Source organism: Hymenobacter segetis (assembly GCF_054776495.1).
The window spans coordinates 166,044-182,525 of sequence record NZ_BAAHBV010000001.1 but is presented as its reverse complement, the minus strand read 5'-3'; the positions used below and the strand labels follow the sequence as shown (position 1 = coordinate 182,525).

Below are 16,482 nucleotides of genomic sequence, written 5' to 3'. Positions count from 1 at the left end.
TCCGTGTCGCCCCAAGGTGGCCCAACGATGAGACGCAAATATGCGTCTCTACATTTACCGCCAAACCTCCTTAATTCCCTCCCATGCCGCTCTCCCCCGAAATCCAGCACTCCATCAGCACCTGGCTCACGCCCGAATACGATGCCCAAACCCAGCAAGCCATCCGCGATATGCAGGCTGCCGGCCAGGAAGATGCCCTCACCGACGCCTTCTACCGCAGTCTGGAGTTTGGCACCGGCGGCCTGCGTGGCATCATGGGGCCGGGCTCGAACCGCATGAACCGCTACACGCTGGGCATGGCCACGCAGGGCCTGTGCAACTACCTCTTGCAGAGCTTCCCCAATCAGGAAATCAAAGTAGCCATCGCGCACGACAGCCGGAACAACAGCACCGAATTTGCCGAAATAGCAGCTGGTATTTTCTCGGCCAATGGCATTACTGTGTATTTGTTCGAAGCCCTGCGGCCCACGCCGGAGTTGTCGTTTGCCATCCGGGAGCTGGGCTGCCAAAGCGGCTGTGTGATAACGGCTTCGCACAATCCGAAGGAGTACAACGGCTATAAGGTGTACTGGAACGACGGCTCGCAGGTAGTGGCCCCGCACGACACCAATATCATTATCGAAGTCAACAAAATCACCAGCCCGAGCGAGGTGAAATTTGCGGCCGACAACTCGAAAATCATCCGCATCGGAGCCGATATGGACGCGAAATATTTCGCGGCTGCCAAAAAGCTCAGCATCGACCCGGCCGCCATTCAGCGCCAGCACGATTTGAACATCGTGTACACGCCCATTCACGGCTCGGGCATCACGCTGGTGCCGGGTTTGCTGCGCGAGTTCGGCTTCACCAACGTGAACGTGGTGCAGGCCCAGGCCACGCCCGATGGCAACTTCCCCACCGTGCAGTCGCCCAACCCTGAGGAGAAAAGCGCCATGCAGCTGGCCCTCGACCAGGCCAAAGCCACCAACGCCGACATCGTACTCGCCACCGACCCCGACGCCGACCGCGTAGGCGTGGGCGTGAAAAACGACCAGGGCGAATGGGTGCTGCTCAACGGCAACCAGACGGCCGCCATGCTCACCCACTACCTGCTTTCGGCCCGGCACCGCGCCGGCCAGAGCACGCCGCAGGATTTCATCGTGTATACCATCGTGACCAGCGAAATCCTCGGCGACATTGCCCGCGAATACAACGTAAAGAGCTACCGCACGCTCACCGGCTTCAAGTACATCGCCGGCCTCATCCGCGACCTCGAAGGGCAGGAGAAATACATCGGCGGCGGCGAGGAAAGCTACGGCTTCCTCATCGGCGATTTTGTGCGCGATAAGGACGCCATCTCGGCCTGCGCGCTGGTGGCCGAAATGGCCGCCGTGGCCAAAGACCAGGGCCGCACCCTCTACCAGGAAATGGTGGCCATGTACGCCCACTACGGCCTCTACATTGAGGATTTGATTTCGCTCACCAAAAAAGGCCAGCGCGGAGCCGAGGAAATCCAGGAAATGATGGCCGGCCTGCGCGCCAACCCACCCGCCCACATCGACGGCCTGAAAGTGGTGGAAATCCGCGACTACAAAACCGGCAAAATCCACGACCTTGCCACCGGCCTCAGCACTGATACCGGCGTGGAAAGCTCCAACGTGCTTCAGTTCCTCACCGAAGACGGCAGCAAGATTTCGGCCCGCCCCAGCGGCACCGAACCCAAAATCAAGTTCTATTTCAGCGTGAAGCAGCCCCTGAAATCAGCCGTGGATTATGACATGGCCAACCGTCTGGGCCACGAGAAAATCAAGGCGATAATTGCGGATATGAAGCTCACCTAAGGCGCAGGTAAAAGAGCACAAAAAGAACGTCATGCTGAGCGCAGTCGAAGCATCTCTACCGCAATAGTAAACCTCTTTCGATTGGATTACTGCTGCGGTAGAGATGCTTCGACTGCGCTCAGCATGACGTTCTTTTTTGTTTAGCTCCTACAGCTTCGGCACTAATATGGTGCGTCGCCGCACCGAGTGCGCGCTAAAATACCCCAGCACATCACCCGAAAAATTCGATTTTGGGTTAGCCGGCGAGGCCGTAGCCATGCCGCCGCCCTGCAAGGTCAGGTTGAGGGTACGGAAGTATTCGTACACGTCAGCGTCCACGTTTTGCATCTCCACGCGCAGGCTATCGCCGGCCACCAGCTTGTCGGCATCAGTGTTGCTGCCGCCGCCACCGCCCGTGCCCAAGCCGCGCACGTTGGCCTTGCCGTCGGTGAATTCGTCGTTTTGCAGGTAAATATTCTTGTTCAGGCGGCCGTTGCGGTACTGCTGGAACAGGTAATAATTGCGCGTGCCCGCCGGGTCGAGGTAGTCCGGCAATGCCTGAATATTGGTACCAATGGGAGCTTTCTGTGCCCGCAGCCCTGACAGCGGCACCACCGGCGAGGGCAGCGTGGAAACAGCCACGTAGGCCTGCCCATCGGTTTCCACGCGCAGGGTGTAGCGCCGGCCGGGCTGGCCCAGGATGGTGCGGCCCCGGTACTGGCCGGGTGTGCTGGTTTCGGCTAAGGTTTCAAGCCCACCCGCATTGTCGCTCAGCGTAACAACGGCCCCACTCACGGCCGGGAAGGTATTGGTTTCGGTGTAGCTCGTGCTACGCGCCAGCAGCACGGTGCAGGGCTGCCCGTCATCGGCCAGGTTACCTTCAATGCTCAGGCGCGGGGCGCTGGACTGGAGGTCGAGGGTGATGACCTTCTGGCAGGACGCGGCGAGCAGCACGGTGGCAGCAGCGACGAGGAGGCGAAGAGTGAAACGGATTTTCATGAGGAGGTGATGTAGCGTGGACTCTGCGAGTCCGCGCGTTGTGGGGCCGTTCGGGTCTGACCCGCCTAGGCGCGGACTCGCAGAGTCCGCGCTATGGTGCTAGAAGTTGAAATTGTACGTCGCCGATGGTACCATGCGGAACAGCGCCGTTTGCAGGGCTTGGGTGCGCGTGGGGTCGTCCGGGTTGGTTTGGAAGGTGATGCTGTAGGGATTTTCGCGGCCCAGCACGTTGTATATGGAGAAATTCCAGCTGTGGTGGAAGCGGTGGCCTTCCTTCTGCGGTTTTTCGAGGGTGGCGCCCACGTCGAGGCGGCGGTAGCCGGGCAGGCGGTCGGCGTTGCGCTGACCGTAGAGGCTTACCACCTGGCCGGCCACGAAGTATTTGCCCACGGGGTAGGTTACGGCGTTGCCGGTGCTGGCCACGAAGGTGCTGGACAGGCTCCAGATGGGCGAGAGCTGGTACACGCCTACTACCGAGAGGTCGTTGGGCCGGTCCTGCCGGGCGTTGAACCAGCTGCCGCTGTTAATATCCGTGAACTGGCGCTCCGATTTGCTCAGCGTGTAGCCCACCCAGCCGGTGAGGCGGCCGGTTTCCTTTTTCAGCAGAAACTCGACGCCGTAGGCCCGGCCCTTGCCGTAGAGCAGCGTGCTTTCCACGTCCTGGTTGCCGCGCAGCTGGGTGCCGTCGCGGTAGTCAATCTGGTTTTGCAGCCACTTGTAGTAGACTTCGGCCGAGAATGAGTAGCCCTGGTTAGCTCCCAGCTTGCGGAAATAGCCGCCCGAGAGCTGGTCGGCCAGCTCGGGCTTCACGTTGTTGGTGGTGGGCACGTACAAATCGGTGGGCGACGACGCGGCCGAGTTGCTGAGCAGGTGCAGGTTCTGTACGTTGCGGGCGTAGCCGGCTTTAAGGGCGGTATTGTCCGAAAGCTGGTAGCTCACTGCGAGGCGCGGCTCCAGATTCACATAGGTTTTGATGACCTGGCCCGATGAATAGCTCTGGCTGCTGAGCACCGTGCCGGCCAGGTTGTAGTTGGAATACGTGCCCGCGCCCAGCAGGCTGAAGGCCGAGAGCCGCAGGCCGGTGGTGAAATCCAGCTTGTCCGTGGCGGCCCACTCGTGCGATACGTAGGCCGCCGATTCCAGCGAATAGTTGGTTTTGTCGGCGGTGGAATTCACGGCGGCATCGGCGGCGGCCGTGACGTGGCCGGGCGTGATGGTGTGGTAAATGGCATTTACGCCGAAGCGCAGCGTCTGCTTGGTACTGGGCGTGAACTCGAAATCCTGCTTCAGGTTCCAGTCCTTGATTTTGGAGTCAATGCTGAAGTCGGAGTCGTTGGCCCGGATTTTTATCTGGTAATCGTACTTGCTGTAGATGAGCGAGGTGTTCGAGAACAGCCGGTCGGTGAACAGGTGGTTGAAGCGGAGGGTGGCGGTTTGGTTGCCGTAGTTGTTTTCGAAGGTGTTAATGCCAAGCACGTCGCGCCCCAGGTAGCCCGAGAAGTAGATGCGGTTGCGGGCGTCGAGCGTGTAGTTGGCCTTGGCGTTGAAATCGTAGAAGTAGAGGCGGGCGCTTTTGGTGGTTTCGTTATTGGAGAGCTTGAGGAAGATGTCGGCGTAGGTGCGGCGGCCGGTGACGAGGAACGAGCCTTTGTCCTTCACCAGGGGGCCTTCCAGGGCCAGGCGCGAGGCGATGAGGCCGATGCCGCCGCTGCCGTGCAGCTGCTGGTTGTTGCCGTCCTTCATCTTGATATCGACCACCGACGACAGCCGTCCACCGTACTGGGCCGGCATGCCGCCCTTGTACACGGTGAGGTCCTTGATGGCATCGGAGTTGAAGGTGGAGAAGAAACCGAGCAAGTGGGAGGCGTTGTACACCGGCGCTTCGTCGAGCAAAATCAGGTTCTGGTCCACGTTGCCGCCGCGTACGGAGAAGCCGCTGCTGCCCTCGCCGGCCGTTTTGATGCCCGGCAGCAGGGTCAGGGTTTTGATAACGTCTTTCTCGCCAAATAGTACCGGCACCTTGGCAATCTGCTTCATGTCCAGCGTTTCCACGCCGGATTGGGCTTTGCTGATGTTGGCCTGGCTGCTGCGGCCGGTCACTACCACTTCGTTCAGCTCCTGCCCGCCGCTGGCCAGCTTAAAATCAAGCCGCTGGCTTTTGTCGAGCGTCACCTTGCGGGGCTGGGCGGCGTAGCCCACGAAGCTGGCCTCCACCGTGTAAGTGCCCGCCGGCAGCGTGAGGGTGTAAAAACCGTAGGCATTGGCGGCCGTGCCCGTGCCCGGCAATTCCACAATGCGAATGGAAGCGCCGGTCAGGTCCTCGCCCGTTTTGGCATCTTTAATGGTGCCGCTGATGGTGACGCGGCCCTGCGCCTGCGCCGTTTGGGGCAGGGTGCCGGCCAGCAGCAGGCCGGCCGCCAGCCATCGCCCACCACTGAAGGCTTTGGTGAGGCAGAAAATGGATAGCGCGGCGGAACGAGTTGGTTTCATGCCCCAAAACTACCGCCGAACCTCACCTACCCTTCTGCTTTTTCTGCCAATGACCCGAAAAGCCAGCCGACTGCCGCCATCCGGCCCGCGCTACAGCCGCACCCCAATGCCTGGCCCGAGCATGAAAAACCACTGATTGGTACCCAGCAAGTAGCCGCCGCCCAGGTAGAGCGGAAACGTGAATTTGGCCTCGCGCCGGGTGGGGTACACCGAGCCGAGAATTACGACTCCAAGGTCGCGGTTGGCGCTGCTGCTGCCCAGGTTGAAGGCGTTGAGAGCCACAAAGCCAGCCCCTATTTTGTACGGCCGCAGGCGGTTGATTTTGTTGGGGCTGTAGAAGCTGAATTGTGCCAGCGTAGCCAGCGAAATACCACCCAGGTCACCGAAGCTGCTTTCCTTTTCTTTGCGCGTGAGCAGGCCCGCTGGGAAGCTCACGTCGATGTCGAACTTATAGTGGCGCTTGAGCACCAGTTCCACGGTTTGGGTGTAGCCGGTTTCGCCGTACTGACTGGATACGTGCTTCACCGTGACCACGATGCGACTCCACTCGTCGAGGTCGTAGGTTTTGCGGCCCAGCAGGGAGTTGAGGCTGAGCGGGTCGGTGCGGCACTGCTTGTCCTGGTAGAAAGTGGCGCGGGGCGAATTGTCGCCGGGGCACACCAGCAGGCTTTCCACGTTGCGCAGCTCGATGAGTTCGCCTTTGCTGTTGAGGGTGCGGATTTCGAAGCTCAGGTACTGCTTGCCGAAGAGCAGGTCGGGTGTGTCGATGGCGTTGGGGTTGAACTGAAACACCACGTCGCGGATAGTGCCGTCGTAGAGCACCGGGCCGTTGAGACGGGTAATGGGCCGGGCCGCGTCGCCATACGTCACCGATACAAAATCGAGCGGATGAGGCCGCTGAAATTCCTTGATATTCAACGTATAGCCAGTTGCCTGGCCCGCGTTGTAGATGTTGCTTTTGCGCTTGTCGTAGCTCACCGGCACCCGCACGCGGTATACCAGCCGGGCATCGGTGCGCACCGACGAGTCAGAAGGAATGACTGGCAAATCCTCGAAGGAGATGCGGGCTTTTTGCAGGCCCTCGCCTTCGAGGCGTACGTCCACGGTTTCGCCGGGGCTCACGCTCAGGCCGGAGGTCCATTCGCCGCCGCGGTGCAGTACCTGCACGTTGCGGATGACGGTTTGGGGCGTGATATCGAGGTTGGTGAGGTAGCGGGCTACGTCGTTTTCCTTGATGTAGAGGTAGCCCTCGGTCTGGCGGTGGGTGTTGTAGGGGCGCAGGTAGCACAGCACCCGGTCGTTGCTGAGGAACTGGCGGGTGAAGATTTCGGCGATGAGCGTTCCACCAGGTTCTTCCTGGTCCTCAACCCGATAAGTACGACGCAACTCAAAGCTGCGGCCATTGTCCAGAATCAGTTCAGTGCCTTTGCGACGGCTCACATCGTCCATGGTCACGCTGCGCTTATCGGGCGAGAGGAAGCGCAGGCGGCTGGCCTTCACGTTGAATTCCTGCTTCAGCACCGGCAATTGGTAGCTGATGCGGTTGCCGGCCAGTAGAATGGGGCGCTCCGTTTGCAGCTTCACGGCCAGCGTGCGCAGGCCCAATTGGTTGGGCAGTACGTGCAGGCGCAGCGTCCCGCTGGCCTCGGCCACCAGGCGGTAGTCGAATTCGGCCCCGCGCACCCACTCGCCGGTGGCGTGCACGTTGCGGGCGTTGGAGCTGGTGAGCTCAAACACCTTTTCTTCACCCACAAACAATTCGTTATCAGCCACCCGTAGTCCCAGCGTGGTATGCACCAGCGGCAGCAGCGGCACCACTTCGCGGCGCGGTGCACGCCCGGCCGAGTCGGCGGCCTGCTCCACCACGAGGCGCAGGAAGCGGCTACTGGTGAGATTCTGGAACTTGAGGCGGGTGCGGAAGCCGCCGTCATCTTCTTTGGTGAGGGAGTCGAGCTGCTGAAAATCGGGGTTGCGGCGCAGGCGCAGGGGCTTCGCATTGGCCGGGTAGAGGCGCAGCTCCACGGTTTCATCGTCGCGCCGGTACCAGAAATACAACGCCGGCCCGCCCTGCACGGCCACGGTGTTACGGCTCAGCAGGTAGGTGGCGGTATCAGTTTGCAGGCTTGCTTCACGCAACACCGGCGGGCCGGCCGGGGCCGTCTGGGCGACGGCAATACGCGGCATCGCTCCCCATAAAATCCCAAAAACAGCAAACGTAACGCGGACGACGAAGGAAGCAGACATTGCAGCAGGCGGGCCGAAATACAACCACACGGCCGCAAAGGTCGGGCCGCGCAAGGCCCGGTGCCAAACCTTCAATCCAAATTCGCTGCCTGAGCTTATTTCTCGCGCCGCCGGGTGCCCAGCAGCAGCAATATCAGGAGCAGGAAGCCCGTTGCGCCCAAGCTCCACCACGTTATTTCGGGCACGCCGCGGTGGTAGTGCATATCCGGCGAGTAGCGGCCCATGAGTGACAGGCCTGAAAACAGCAGCCCGCCCACGCCCAGCAAGGCCAGAATGGTGCGGCTCACCAGCTGGTCGGCCTTGCGCAGCAGGGTTGTGTAGCCCACCAGCTCAAACTTCAGCCGCAGCTCGCCTTTGCTGATTTTGCGCACAATCTGGCGCACATCGGCGGGCAGGGTTTGGAGCAGGGCCAGCAGTTGCGTGCCGGTGTATTCGGCCTCGGTAAGCAGGTTTTCGCGGGAATACTGTTCGCGGATAATTTTGGCTCCGTAGGGTGCCACGAACTCAAACGTATTGAAATTCGGGTGCAAAACTTTGCCAATTCCTTCCAGAATCACCAGCGCCCGCAGGATGAGGAACACCGCGCCCGGCACCTGCAACTTGTAGTTATAGATGATGCCCTGCAGCGCGTCGGCTAGGTCGCTCATGCTCATCTCCTTCACGTCGAGCATGGCGAAATCCTCAATCAGCTGGCTCAGGTCCGACTCGAAAGCGCGCATGTCCGGAATTTCGGCCGTCAGGGCTAGTCGTCTGAAATTAAGCGCCATGCTGCGCGCATCCTGTCGCGCCATACCGATAAACACGCCCGCAAAGGCGTATTTCTGCTGCTTAGTGAGGCGGCCCACCATACCGAAATCGATGAGCACGATGGTGCCATCAGGGCGCACCAGCACGTTGCCGGGGTGCGGGTCGGCGTGGAAAATCCCGAACTCAAAAATCTGGGTCAGGTAGATGTCCATGCCGTTTTCAGCCACCTCGGCGGGGCTCAGGCCCCACTCCTGCAACTGCGCCTTGTCGGTAATCTTGCAGCCGCTCACGAACTCAATTACCAGAATGCGTGCCGTGCTCAGCTCGCGGTAGGGCTTGGGCACGTAAAACGTGGTGTAGTCCTCGTAGAGCTTGCGAAACTGCTCCATCGAGCGGGCTTCGGCCGTGTAATCCAGCTCCTTACTCATGCTGCGCTCAAACGCATCCACAATATCCTGCGGGTTGGCGAGGCCCTGCTTCTGCAGAAATCCCGCCGTGAGGCGCACCAGTTCGTGCAGCAAAGCCAAGTCAGAGCGCACCTTTTCGCGCACGCCGGGGCGCTGCACTTTCACCACCACTTCCTCGCCGGTCAGCAGCCGCGCCCTGTGCACCTGCCCGATGCTGGCCGAGCCCAGCGTGATATCATCGAACTCGCTAAAAACCTCCGAAATCGGCCGGCCCAGCTCCTCCTCGATAATCTGGCGGGCCACGGCCGTTTCGAAAGGCGGCACGTTGCTTTGCAGCTTCTCAAACTCGTCAATCAGGGCTTCGGGCAGCAGGTCGGCCCGGTTGCTCATGGCTTGGGCCAGCTTGATGAACGTCGGCCCTAACTCCTCGATAATCAGACGCACCCGCTCCCAGCGCGTGGTTTCAAACACCTGCCGGTCGGCCCGCTGCCAGCTCAGGCGTCGCGCCTGGCTTACGAGGCGGCGCAACGGCGTGGTCGTCACCACATCCTCGAAACCATAACGCAGCAACACCTCGGCCACCTGCCGAATGCGGGAGAGGTTGGAAATCGTATTTTTAAACATCAACCGCAGATTTACGCAGATTAATCTGATTTCGCAGATTTTGGCCGGCTACCGTGCCCGCCAGACTCATTTTAGAGTCAATTTTTTACGCTAAAAAACCCCGTCTGCGCCAGGCAAACGGGGTTTTTCCTTGATAACAGGAAGCCGCTTACGCGTTGCCTTCGCTGCCAGCCGAAGCAGCAGGCTTCGCCGCTGGCTTTGCGGCCGGTTTAGCAGCGGGCTTGGCGGCCGGTTTGGCGGCAGCTTTCGCGGCGGGGGCTTTTGCAGCAGGTTTGGCAGCCGTTGCGGCGGCGGCTTTGGCGGCGGGCTTAGCGGCCGGTTTGGCAGCGGCGGCGGCCGTAGCAGCAGTGGATTTCTGTGCGGTGCTGGCAGCAGCGCTCACGCGGTCGGCCACGTTTTTCACAGCACCGGCGGCGCGGCTGGCGGCTTGGTTGGCGGTGGTTTTGGCGGCGCTTACTACGCTGGCGGCTTTCGCGGCGGGCTTAGCGGCGGCTTTGGGGGCGGGCTTTTTGGCGGCGGCTTTGCCTTTGGCGGGCTTGGCATCGCTCAGGCCCACGGTGCTTTTCGCACGCTCCACAATGCCCTGGAACTGCTTTTCGAGCTCGGCACGCTTGGTTTCGCCGCTTTTCAGCAGCTCGTCCACAATTTTCTTGCCCTCGGCCTGGGTCATTTTATTGTCCTTCACCAACTTATCGATGGTGCTTTGAACCGACTTGCTGCCCTGGGCGATGTAGCCGACGCCAGCATTTACGAACTTTTTAAACAAATCTTCCATGGTGCAGGAAACGGGTTGGGGTGAAAGAAAAAAAGGGAACTTACTGTATTAAAGCCCATTGCCATACCAAAGTAGTATGCAAGCCGACTAAATTCGATGCAAACCTACGAACACTCGCTAACATAGTTGAGCCGTGTACGCCGGATTTCTCCAAAAGTGGCCTAAAATCATCAAAAAGAGAATTTATTTTTTCGATTTCCTGGATATTTGATACCGGCCTCTATCCTCCGCAACGCATTCAGCGACAGCTTATGCGGCGCGACGGCGCACGGGCATGCGCCGTTCGGCCTGCGGCAGGCGCACGGGGGCGGCAATTGGCTGCGCCCATATCTCAGTCAGGAAGGCCGCGACCTGGTCGAGCGCCTGCCGGGCTTCGGGCACCACGCGCCAGAACAGGTGCCACCAATGCACCAGTCCTTCAAATGGTTGCAGCGTGACAGGCACGCCGGCGGCGCGGGCTTTGCGGGTGAATTTCACCACGTCATTATACAGCACTTCGGCGGTGGAAATCTGGATGAGCAGTGGCGGCAGGCCGTGTAAGTCGGCTTGCGCGGGCGAGAGCAACGGGTGCGTGAGGGGCGTTTTGTGGGCGTAGAGCGGCCCCCAGGTGCGCATTTGCAGGGCTTCGAGCAGGAGGCCTTCTTCGCGGGCCACGCGGCGCAGGGCGGTGATGGGCAGGTTCAGGTCGGTCCAGGGCGAGAGGCCGATGCCGGCGGCGGGCAGGGCTTCGCCGGCATCGCGCAGGGCCAGCAGTAAGGCAAGGGCGAGGCCGCCGCCAGCTGAGTCGCCGCCTACCACAATGTCGTGGGGCTGGTGGCCGTGGCGCAGCAGCCAGCGGTAGGCCCGCTTTGCATCATCGAGCGCGGCGGGGAACGGGTGGTCGGGCGCTTTGCGGTAGTTGATGGTGAGCACGTTGAGGCCCGTGCGCTGGGCCAGGCTACCCACCAGGCTGCGGTGCGTGTTGAGCGAGCCGAGCACGTAGCCGCCACCGTGCAGGTAGAGCAGCACCCGCGTGGGGTGGGCGGCGCGGGGCCGCAGCCACTCGGCTTCGAGGCGGTTATCGAGCTTGAAGCTTTCCAGATTCACCTTCCAAGGCATGAATTGGAAGAGGGAGCCGGCCTCCATGGCCAGGCGCATGGCCCCTACACTGGGCTTGCGACGGGCCAGCGGGGCGGCCGCCGCCGTGAGAAACTGCTTGAGCAGCAGGTGTTGAAACGAGGGCATTGGGTGGGATTTTGGGAGGGAGGGTGTGGGAGCGCGTTGTAGGGTGCGGGGCTTGCCCCGCCCTACTTCTGGCTGCTACGGTAAGCCTTCTGCTTTTGCCCCAGCTTATTGCCTTTGTAGCCTTTGATTGCCAGCGGAATCCAGCCTAACAACGGGATGAAATAGGCCAGGGTTATGGGGTTGCGCCAGAGCATGCGCAGCCACGCGCCGGGCTTGTCGAGCTGCATGCGAAAATTGCGGCGGCCCTCCTTCACGTAGAGGCGCTCGAACTCGGTGAACATGGCGGGCCAGGCGAAGGGCAGGAAAAACGGGAAGAACCGGCGGTTTTCCTTGATGCGCTGCCAGAGCTCGGCCCAGCGGTAGGGCTTTTGGCCGTGGGCGAGCACGGCGGCGTCCATTTCGGCCTGCATCTGCTGGCGGATTTGCTCGCTGAGGGCCAGGTATTCTTCGCGGCTCAGCTCATCCACGGTTTTGGTGGTGAGGTCGGAGGGGCGGATGCGGGTGCCCATCACAAAGACGAGCTTGGCCGGGAAAGCCAGGTAAAAGGCCCAGGGCTGAACCAGGACCAGCAAAAGCAGCAGCGTGAGGGGCAGGAAGGGGATACCGATTTTCTTGGTGAGGTTGTTAATGCCGTCCCAGCTGTAGGCGTAGGGGTTGAGGTATTCGGCGTTGATGGTGTAGAAGGGCACGATGTCGGTGCCGTGCTGCAGGGCCAGGCGCACCATGCTGGTGGCCAAGCGCTGGAGCTGGTACTTGCGGTTGAACCCTTTGCCGATGCCGGGCACACCCTCGGGGTAGAGCATCAGGTTGTGGTCCTGGTAGTACATCATGGTTTCGAAATTCAGCGTCGTGGCATCCACGCAGCCGCATTTTTTCCAGAAGTCTCTGACCAGATAGGGGTTCATCAGGGCCGTTTGCGAGAGCAGCGGGGCCGAGAGCGGGCGCGGCAGGTCGCTCATATTCTCGTGCCGGGGCAGGTAGCGGAACAGGTGCGACAGCGCCACGATGGCATCCCAGGGGAAGGCCATGCCGGAGTGGTTGCTGGCGAAAATCAGGGGCCGGTCGGGGTTGTTACGCTGCGGGAAATTCTCGAAGCCCACCAGCTCGGAGCGAAACCACACGCGGTCGAGCAGCTGGAGGATGTTTTCGTCCACCGTGCGGGTGAATTCCTCCTCGAAATAGTCGTCGTAGATGTGCTGGTTGGCCACAATGGCCGGTGGGGGCGGCGAGGACGCAGTGGTGGCGGGCATAGTGGGAATTTGCGGCGGACTAGGGACGGAAGATAGAAGAATTTCCAGCGCCGCGCTTGGTGGGTTGTTCTGGCGTCTGTTCCCGCAGTGGGCGCAGTGGTTTACGCAGAGGGTCGCAGTGCGCGAAAGGCCCTATCCCCTGCTGCCGAAAATGGCGCTGCCCACCCGCACCAGCGTGCTGCCCTCGGCCACGGCCAGTTTATAGTCGCCACTCATGCCCATTGAGATGTCGGCAAAGGCTGGGGATTCGGCGAAATAGGTGGCTTTGAGGTGGTCGAAGTAGCTATGCAGCGTTTGGAACTCCTGCCGCAGCTGGTTCTCATCATGGGTGAAGGTGGCTACGCCCATCACGCCAGTGAGGCGCACGTGGGTGAGCTGCGGGAGCTCCGGCGAGGTCAGGATTTCTTCGGCTTCGGCCAGCGAAAGGCCCGATTTGGTTTCTTCCTGGGCGATGTGGAATTGCAGCAGGCCGTTGATGACGCGGTTGTTCGCGGCGGCGTGCTTGTCGATTTCGCGCAGCAGTTTCAGGCTGTCGATGCTTTGGATGGTGTGCACGAAGGGGGCCAGCAGCTTCACTTTGTTGGTTTGGAGTTGGCCGATGAGGTGCCACTCCACATCGGGCGGCAGCTGGGGGTGCTTGGCGGCCATCTCCTGGGGCCGGTTCTCGCCGAAACAGCGGGCTCCGGCGGCGTAGGCCTCCTGTAGTAGCTCGACGGGGTGGGTTTTGGTGACGACGCAGAGGCGGGCGGCCGTGCCGGCCAGCTCGGCGTTGATGCGGTGGATGTTATCGGCGATGGACATGGGTGTTTGTTTGAACGAGCTTGAATAGAACGTCATGCTGAGCGCAGTCGAAGCATCTCTACCGCTTCGTTGTAAATGGTATTGATTACTTGAGCGGTAGAGATGCTTCGACTGCGCTCAGCATGACGTCCTTCACAATTACCAATAACCCATAACCCCGCTAATCCTCCAGCGGGTTGCTCAGAAACGTGCTTTTCAGGACCAGCCACAGCAGCCAGAGCCCGATGCTGAGCCACAGGTACGGCCGGTAGAAATCCTTGGTATTGCGAAAGCGGAGCTGCTTGATTTCGGACTTTTCGAGGCGGTTGATTTGGGCGAAAACTTCGCGCAATGCCCCCGTATCGGTGGCGCGGAAGAAGCGGCCATCGGCGGCGGCGGCGAGCTGGCGCATAGTGGTTTCGTCGAGGCGGGTGTTTACGTAGCGGGTGCGGCCGAGCGAATCCTGGCCGTAGGGCACGAAACCATCCTTGCCCAGCCCGATGGTGTAGATGCGGATGCCGAAGGCGTGGGCTAGCTGCGCGGCCAGCAGCGGGTCGAGACTGCCGGCGTTGTTCTCGCCATCGGAGAGCAGGATGCAGACCCGCGACTTGGCCGTGGACTCGCGCAGGCGATTGGTGGCTACGCCCAAGGCGCTGCCAATGGCAGTGCCGTCTTCCTTAATCATGCCCACGCGCAGGCCGGCGAGGTCTTCGCGCAGCAGGTCGTAGTCGGTGGTGAGGGGGGCCAGCGAGTAGGCTTCGCCGGCGAAGGCTACCAGGGCGAGGCGGTCACCAGCGCGGGATTGCAGGAAATCAGTGGCAATGCGCTTGGCGGCTTCGAGGCGGTTGGGGCGCAGGTCTTCGATTTCCATCGAGCCCGACACGTCGAGGGCCAGCACCAGGTCGATGCCCCGGCCGAACTGCTCCACGCGCTCGTCGGTGCGCTGGGGGCGGGCCAGGGCCACAATGGCGAAGCTGAGGGCGAGGCCCAGCACCACATCGGGCATGAAGCGCAGCACCGCCGACCAGTCGCGCCGCACGGGGCCGGGCGCGAAGGCCACCGCCACCTGCGCCCGCCGCCGGGCCAGCACCCAGCGCAGGACAAATAGCAGCGGCACGGCCGCGATGAGCAGCAACAGGCGCGGCTGCTGCCACTGGTAGCCGGCCAGCGTGGTGTAGCGGAGGAGGTTGAAAAAGTCGTTCAAGCGGGGCGAAAGTAGCGCGGACTTTTAGTCCGCGCCCGGGATTTGCAGAATGGTTGGACTCGGGGACTAAAAGTCCGCGCTACTCCGTCACCGACGCGTAGCGCCGCTCGGCAAAGCCCCGCAGGCGCTGGAAGGCGCGGTCAACCTCGGCCGCTTCCTCGGTTTGCACGTTGCCGTAAATCACCTTATCGGTCGCATTCAGCGCCTTTCGCACGTCGGAGTCATTCTCGAAATACGCCACAATTTCGCGGGTCGTGAAGGAGTTCAGGCCGCTGTTTTCGAGGCCGGCGAGGTAGTTTTTCCAGAGCACCACGGCCCGTTCCACGTTGGTAGCCGAGCGCGAAAGCTCGAACCGCTCGACGTGCCGCGCGAACTGCGCCAGGAAATAACCGTGGTTTTTGCGCCGCTTGTAGGCCGAATAGCGCCGCACCAGCCCCCGCCGAAACAGCGCCGCGCCGCCCGCCAGCAGCAGCAGCACGGCCAGCGCCCCGGCCAGCCAGTAGGGATAGTTAAAAATGGGCTCGACGGGCACCAGCACCAGGTTTTGGCGCAGGGCCGGCAATTGGGCGGCCCTGCGCAGCGGCGCGGCCGTGCGCAGCAGGCGCACCCGGCTGGGCAGCGGCAGGATGCTCAGCGTATCGGGGCCTTGCAGCACAGCCACCGGCAGGGCCAAGGTCTGCACCGAATCGAGCCGGAAGGTGCGCAGGTGGTACACGGCGCGGTCGAGGCTGATGCCGTTCCGGGTGCGGGTGGGGTAAAAGGTCTTGCCCGCGTACTCGAACGGCGCAAATTTGGCCAGCGAATCGGGGAAAACCACCTCCAAATCGGGGGCGTGCTCGTAGCGCAGCTCGTAGTCGAGCGGCTCGCCCACCAGGGTAGTTTGCTTCAGAAAGCGGCCCTGCGGGATGGGTGGCGGGTTCTGACCCAAAGCAGTAATGCCCGACAGCAAGCTAAAAATCAGGCTGAGCATCACACGCTTCCATCCCTCAAAATGCCCTATTAGCTTACCCATTGCGGCCCGATTGACGACGGTGACGAAACAGATTCACGAGCTGCGGCACAAAATCGCCCTCCGTGCTCAGGGCCAGGAAACCGGTGCGGTGGCGGCGGCAGATGTTCACCAGTTCAGCTTCCTGGCGCTCGGCGGTGGCTTCCATGCGGTTGCGGAAATCGGGGCTGGAGGTATTCACCCAGCGCACCTGGCCGGTTTCGGCGTCGCGCAGGGGGACGATGCCCAGGGCCGGAAACGTGCGCTCGCGCGGGGCCTGGAGCTGCACCACAATCAGGTCGTGGCGCTGGGCCAGCATGGTGAGCTCGCGCTCGTAGTTGCCGTCGATAAAATCGGACACCAGCACCACCAGGCTGCGGCGCTTGAGCAGCCCCAGCGCCTGCCGGATGCCCGCTCCCACCCCCGTGCGGGACGAAACCGGCACCAGCCCAAACAGCCGGCTAATGAGCGCATACGCTGCCCGCGGCCCCTTGCCGGGCGGCAGATACAGCTCCTTTTGGTCTGAAAACGCAAACAAGCCCAGCGCCGAGCCCTGCCGCGCGGCCGAGAGGGCCAGCAGACCCGCGATGTCGCGGGCCACGTCCAGCTTGCGGCGCTGGCCGTCGCCCACGTCCAGCGAGCCGCTCACGTCGAGCAGCACCAGCACCTGCTGCTCCTTTTCCTCCTTGTAAGTTTTCACGAAGGTGCCGTGGCCCTTGCTGCTCACGTTCCAGTCGATGGCGCGCACCTCGTCGCCGTATTGGTAGAGGCGCACATCGTCGAATTCGAGGCCCGTGCCTTTGAATACGGAGTGAAAATCGCCCTGTAGCTGGGCCTCCACCGCCTTGCGAATGCGGATTTCGAGGTGGCGCAGGCGGCGCACCAGGTCGGTGAGGGCCGAGGGCACGGAGGGGTTCATGGCGGCGAAGCTACGGCGCGGGACTAACTTTG

12 protein-coding genes are annotated in these 16,482 nt (G+C 61.7%); 1 reads left to right on the top strand and 11 read right to left on the bottom strand.

What is annotated here, in order from left to right:
• The first annotated feature begins 83 nt into the window (after positions 1–83).
• On the top strand, positions 84–1,820 hold the full coding sequence (locus tag ACYU70_RS00875) for a phospho-sugar mutase (protein ID WP_342296209.1): 1,737 nt from the start codon (positions 84–86) through the stop codon (positions 1,818–1,820).
• A 147-nt stretch (positions 1,821–1,967) separates the two neighbouring features.
• Here the strand turns inward: ACYU70_RS00875 and ACYU70_RS00870 are convergent, their stop codons facing one another.
• From ACYU70_RS00870 to ACYU70_RS00820, 11 genes are all read right to left on the bottom strand, one after another.
• The gene (locus ACYU70_RS00870; protein ID WP_342296211.1) at positions 1,968–2,798 is read right to left on the bottom strand and encodes a DUF4249 domain-containing protein; all 831 of its coding nucleotides are present in this window, start codon (positions 2,796–2,798) and stop codon (positions 1,968–1,970) included.
• Between the two features lie 99 nt (positions 2,799–2,897).
• Positions 2,898–5,288: a TonB-dependent receptor gene (locus ACYU70_RS00865; protein ID WP_342296212.1), complete on the bottom strand. Its 2,391-nt coding sequence runs from the start codon at positions 5,286–5,288 to the stop codon at positions 2,898–2,900.
• Between the two features lie 90 nt (positions 5,289–5,378).
• Entirely contained in the window at positions 5,379–7,472 is a 2,094-nt protein-coding gene (locus ACYU70_RS00860; RefSeq protein ID WP_342296214.1) for a hypothetical protein, read from the bottom strand.
• A gap of 155 nt (positions 7,473–7,627) precedes the next feature.
• On the bottom strand, positions 7,628–9,310 hold the full coding sequence (locus ACYU70_RS00855) for an ABC1 kinase family protein (RefSeq protein ID WP_342296216.1): 1,683 nt from the start codon (positions 9,308–9,310) through the stop codon (positions 7,628–7,630).
• A gap of 148 nt (positions 9,311–9,458) precedes the next feature.
• On the bottom strand, positions 9,459–10,085 hold the full coding sequence (locus ACYU70_RS00850) for a phasin family protein (protein WP_342296217.1): 627 nt from the start codon (positions 10,083–10,085) through the stop codon (positions 9,459–9,461).
• A 249-nt stretch (positions 10,086–10,334) separates the two neighbouring features.
• Positions 10,335–11,309 carry an alpha/beta hydrolase gene (locus tag ACYU70_RS00845; RefSeq protein ID WP_342296219.1) on the bottom strand — a complete coding sequence of 325 codons (975 nt, stop codon included), beginning with the start codon at positions 11,307–11,309 and terminating at the stop codon, positions 10,335–10,337.
• A 62-nt stretch (positions 11,310–11,371) separates the two neighbouring features.
• Complete coding sequence (locus tag ACYU70_RS00840; RefSeq protein WP_342296220.1) at positions 11,372–12,559, bottom strand: lysophospholipid acyltransferase family protein; 1,188 nt, start codon at positions 12,557–12,559, stop codon at positions 11,372–11,374.
• Positions 12,560–12,691: 132 nt separating this feature from the next.
• A complete protein-coding gene (locus tag ACYU70_RS00835; protein ID WP_342296221.1) occupies positions 12,692–13,360 on the bottom strand; it encodes a YggS family pyridoxal phosphate-dependent enzyme in 669 nt (222 codons plus the stop codon).
• A 160-nt stretch (positions 13,361–13,520) separates the two neighbouring features.
• Complete coding sequence (locus tag ACYU70_RS00830; protein ID WP_342296222.1) at positions 13,521–14,543, bottom strand: VWA domain-containing protein; 1,023 nt, start codon at positions 14,541–14,543, stop codon at positions 13,521–13,523.
• A 79-nt stretch (positions 14,544–14,622) separates the two neighbouring features.
• Positions 14,623–15,555 carry a hypothetical protein gene (locus tag ACYU70_RS00825; RefSeq protein WP_342296223.1) on the bottom strand — a complete coding sequence of 311 codons (933 nt, stop codon included), beginning with the start codon at positions 15,553–15,555 and terminating at the stop codon, positions 14,623–14,625.
• Positions 15,548–16,450 carry a DUF58 domain-containing protein gene (locus ACYU70_RS00820; RefSeq protein ID WP_342296224.1) on the bottom strand — a complete coding sequence of 301 codons (903 nt, stop codon included), beginning with the start codon at positions 16,448–16,450 and terminating at the stop codon, positions 15,548–15,550. The genes ACYU70_RS00825 and ACYU70_RS00820 overlap by 8 nt, the downstream gene beginning before the upstream one ends.
• Positions 16,451–16,482: the final 32 nt, after the last annotated feature.

What these genes read in the sequence shown, in the direction of transcription:
- ACYU70_RS00875 (WP_342296209.1), top strand. Translation starts at nt 84, where the DNA reads ATGCCGCTCTCCCCCGAAATCCAGCACTCCATCAGCACCTGGCTCACG.
- ACYU70_RS00870 (WP_342296211.1), bottom strand. Translation starts at nt 2,798, where the DNA reads ATGAAAATCCGTTTCACTCTTCGCCTCCTCGTCGCTGCTGCCACCGTG.
- ACYU70_RS00865 (WP_342296212.1), bottom strand. Translation starts at nt 5,288, where the DNA reads ATGAAACCAACTCGTTCCGCCGCGCTATCCATTTTCTGCCTCACCAAA.
- ACYU70_RS00860 (WP_342296214.1), bottom strand. Translation starts at nt 7,472, where the DNA reads ATGCCGCGTATTGCCGTCGCCCAGACGGCCCCGGCCGGCCCGCCGGTG.
- ACYU70_RS00855 (WP_342296216.1), bottom strand. Translation starts at nt 9,310, where the DNA reads ATGTTTAAAAATACGATTTCCAACCTCTCCCGCATTCGGCAGGTGGCC.
- ACYU70_RS00850 (WP_342296217.1), bottom strand. Translation starts at nt 10,085, where the DNA reads ATGGAAGATTTGTTTAAAAAGTTCGTAAATGCTGGCGTCGGCTACATC.
- ACYU70_RS00845 (WP_342296219.1), bottom strand. Translation starts at nt 11,309, where the DNA reads ATGCCCTCGTTTCAACACCTGCTGCTCAAGCAGTTTCTCACGGCGGCG.
- ACYU70_RS00840 (WP_342296220.1), bottom strand. Translation starts at nt 12,559, where the DNA reads ATGCCCGCCACCACTGCGTCCTCGCCGCCCCCACCGGCCATTGTGGCC.
- ACYU70_RS00835 (WP_342296221.1), bottom strand. Translation starts at nt 13,360, where the DNA reads ATGTCCATCGCCGATAACATCCACCGCATCAACGCCGAGCTGGCCGGC.
- ACYU70_RS00825 (WP_342296223.1), bottom strand. Translation starts at nt 15,555, where the DNA reads ATGGGTAAGCTAATAGGGCATTTTGAGGGATGGAAGCGTGTGATGCTC.
- ACYU70_RS00820 (WP_342296224.1), bottom strand. Translation starts at nt 16,450, where the DNA reads ATGAACCCCTCCGTGCCCTCGGCCCTCACCGACCTGGTGCGCCGCCTG.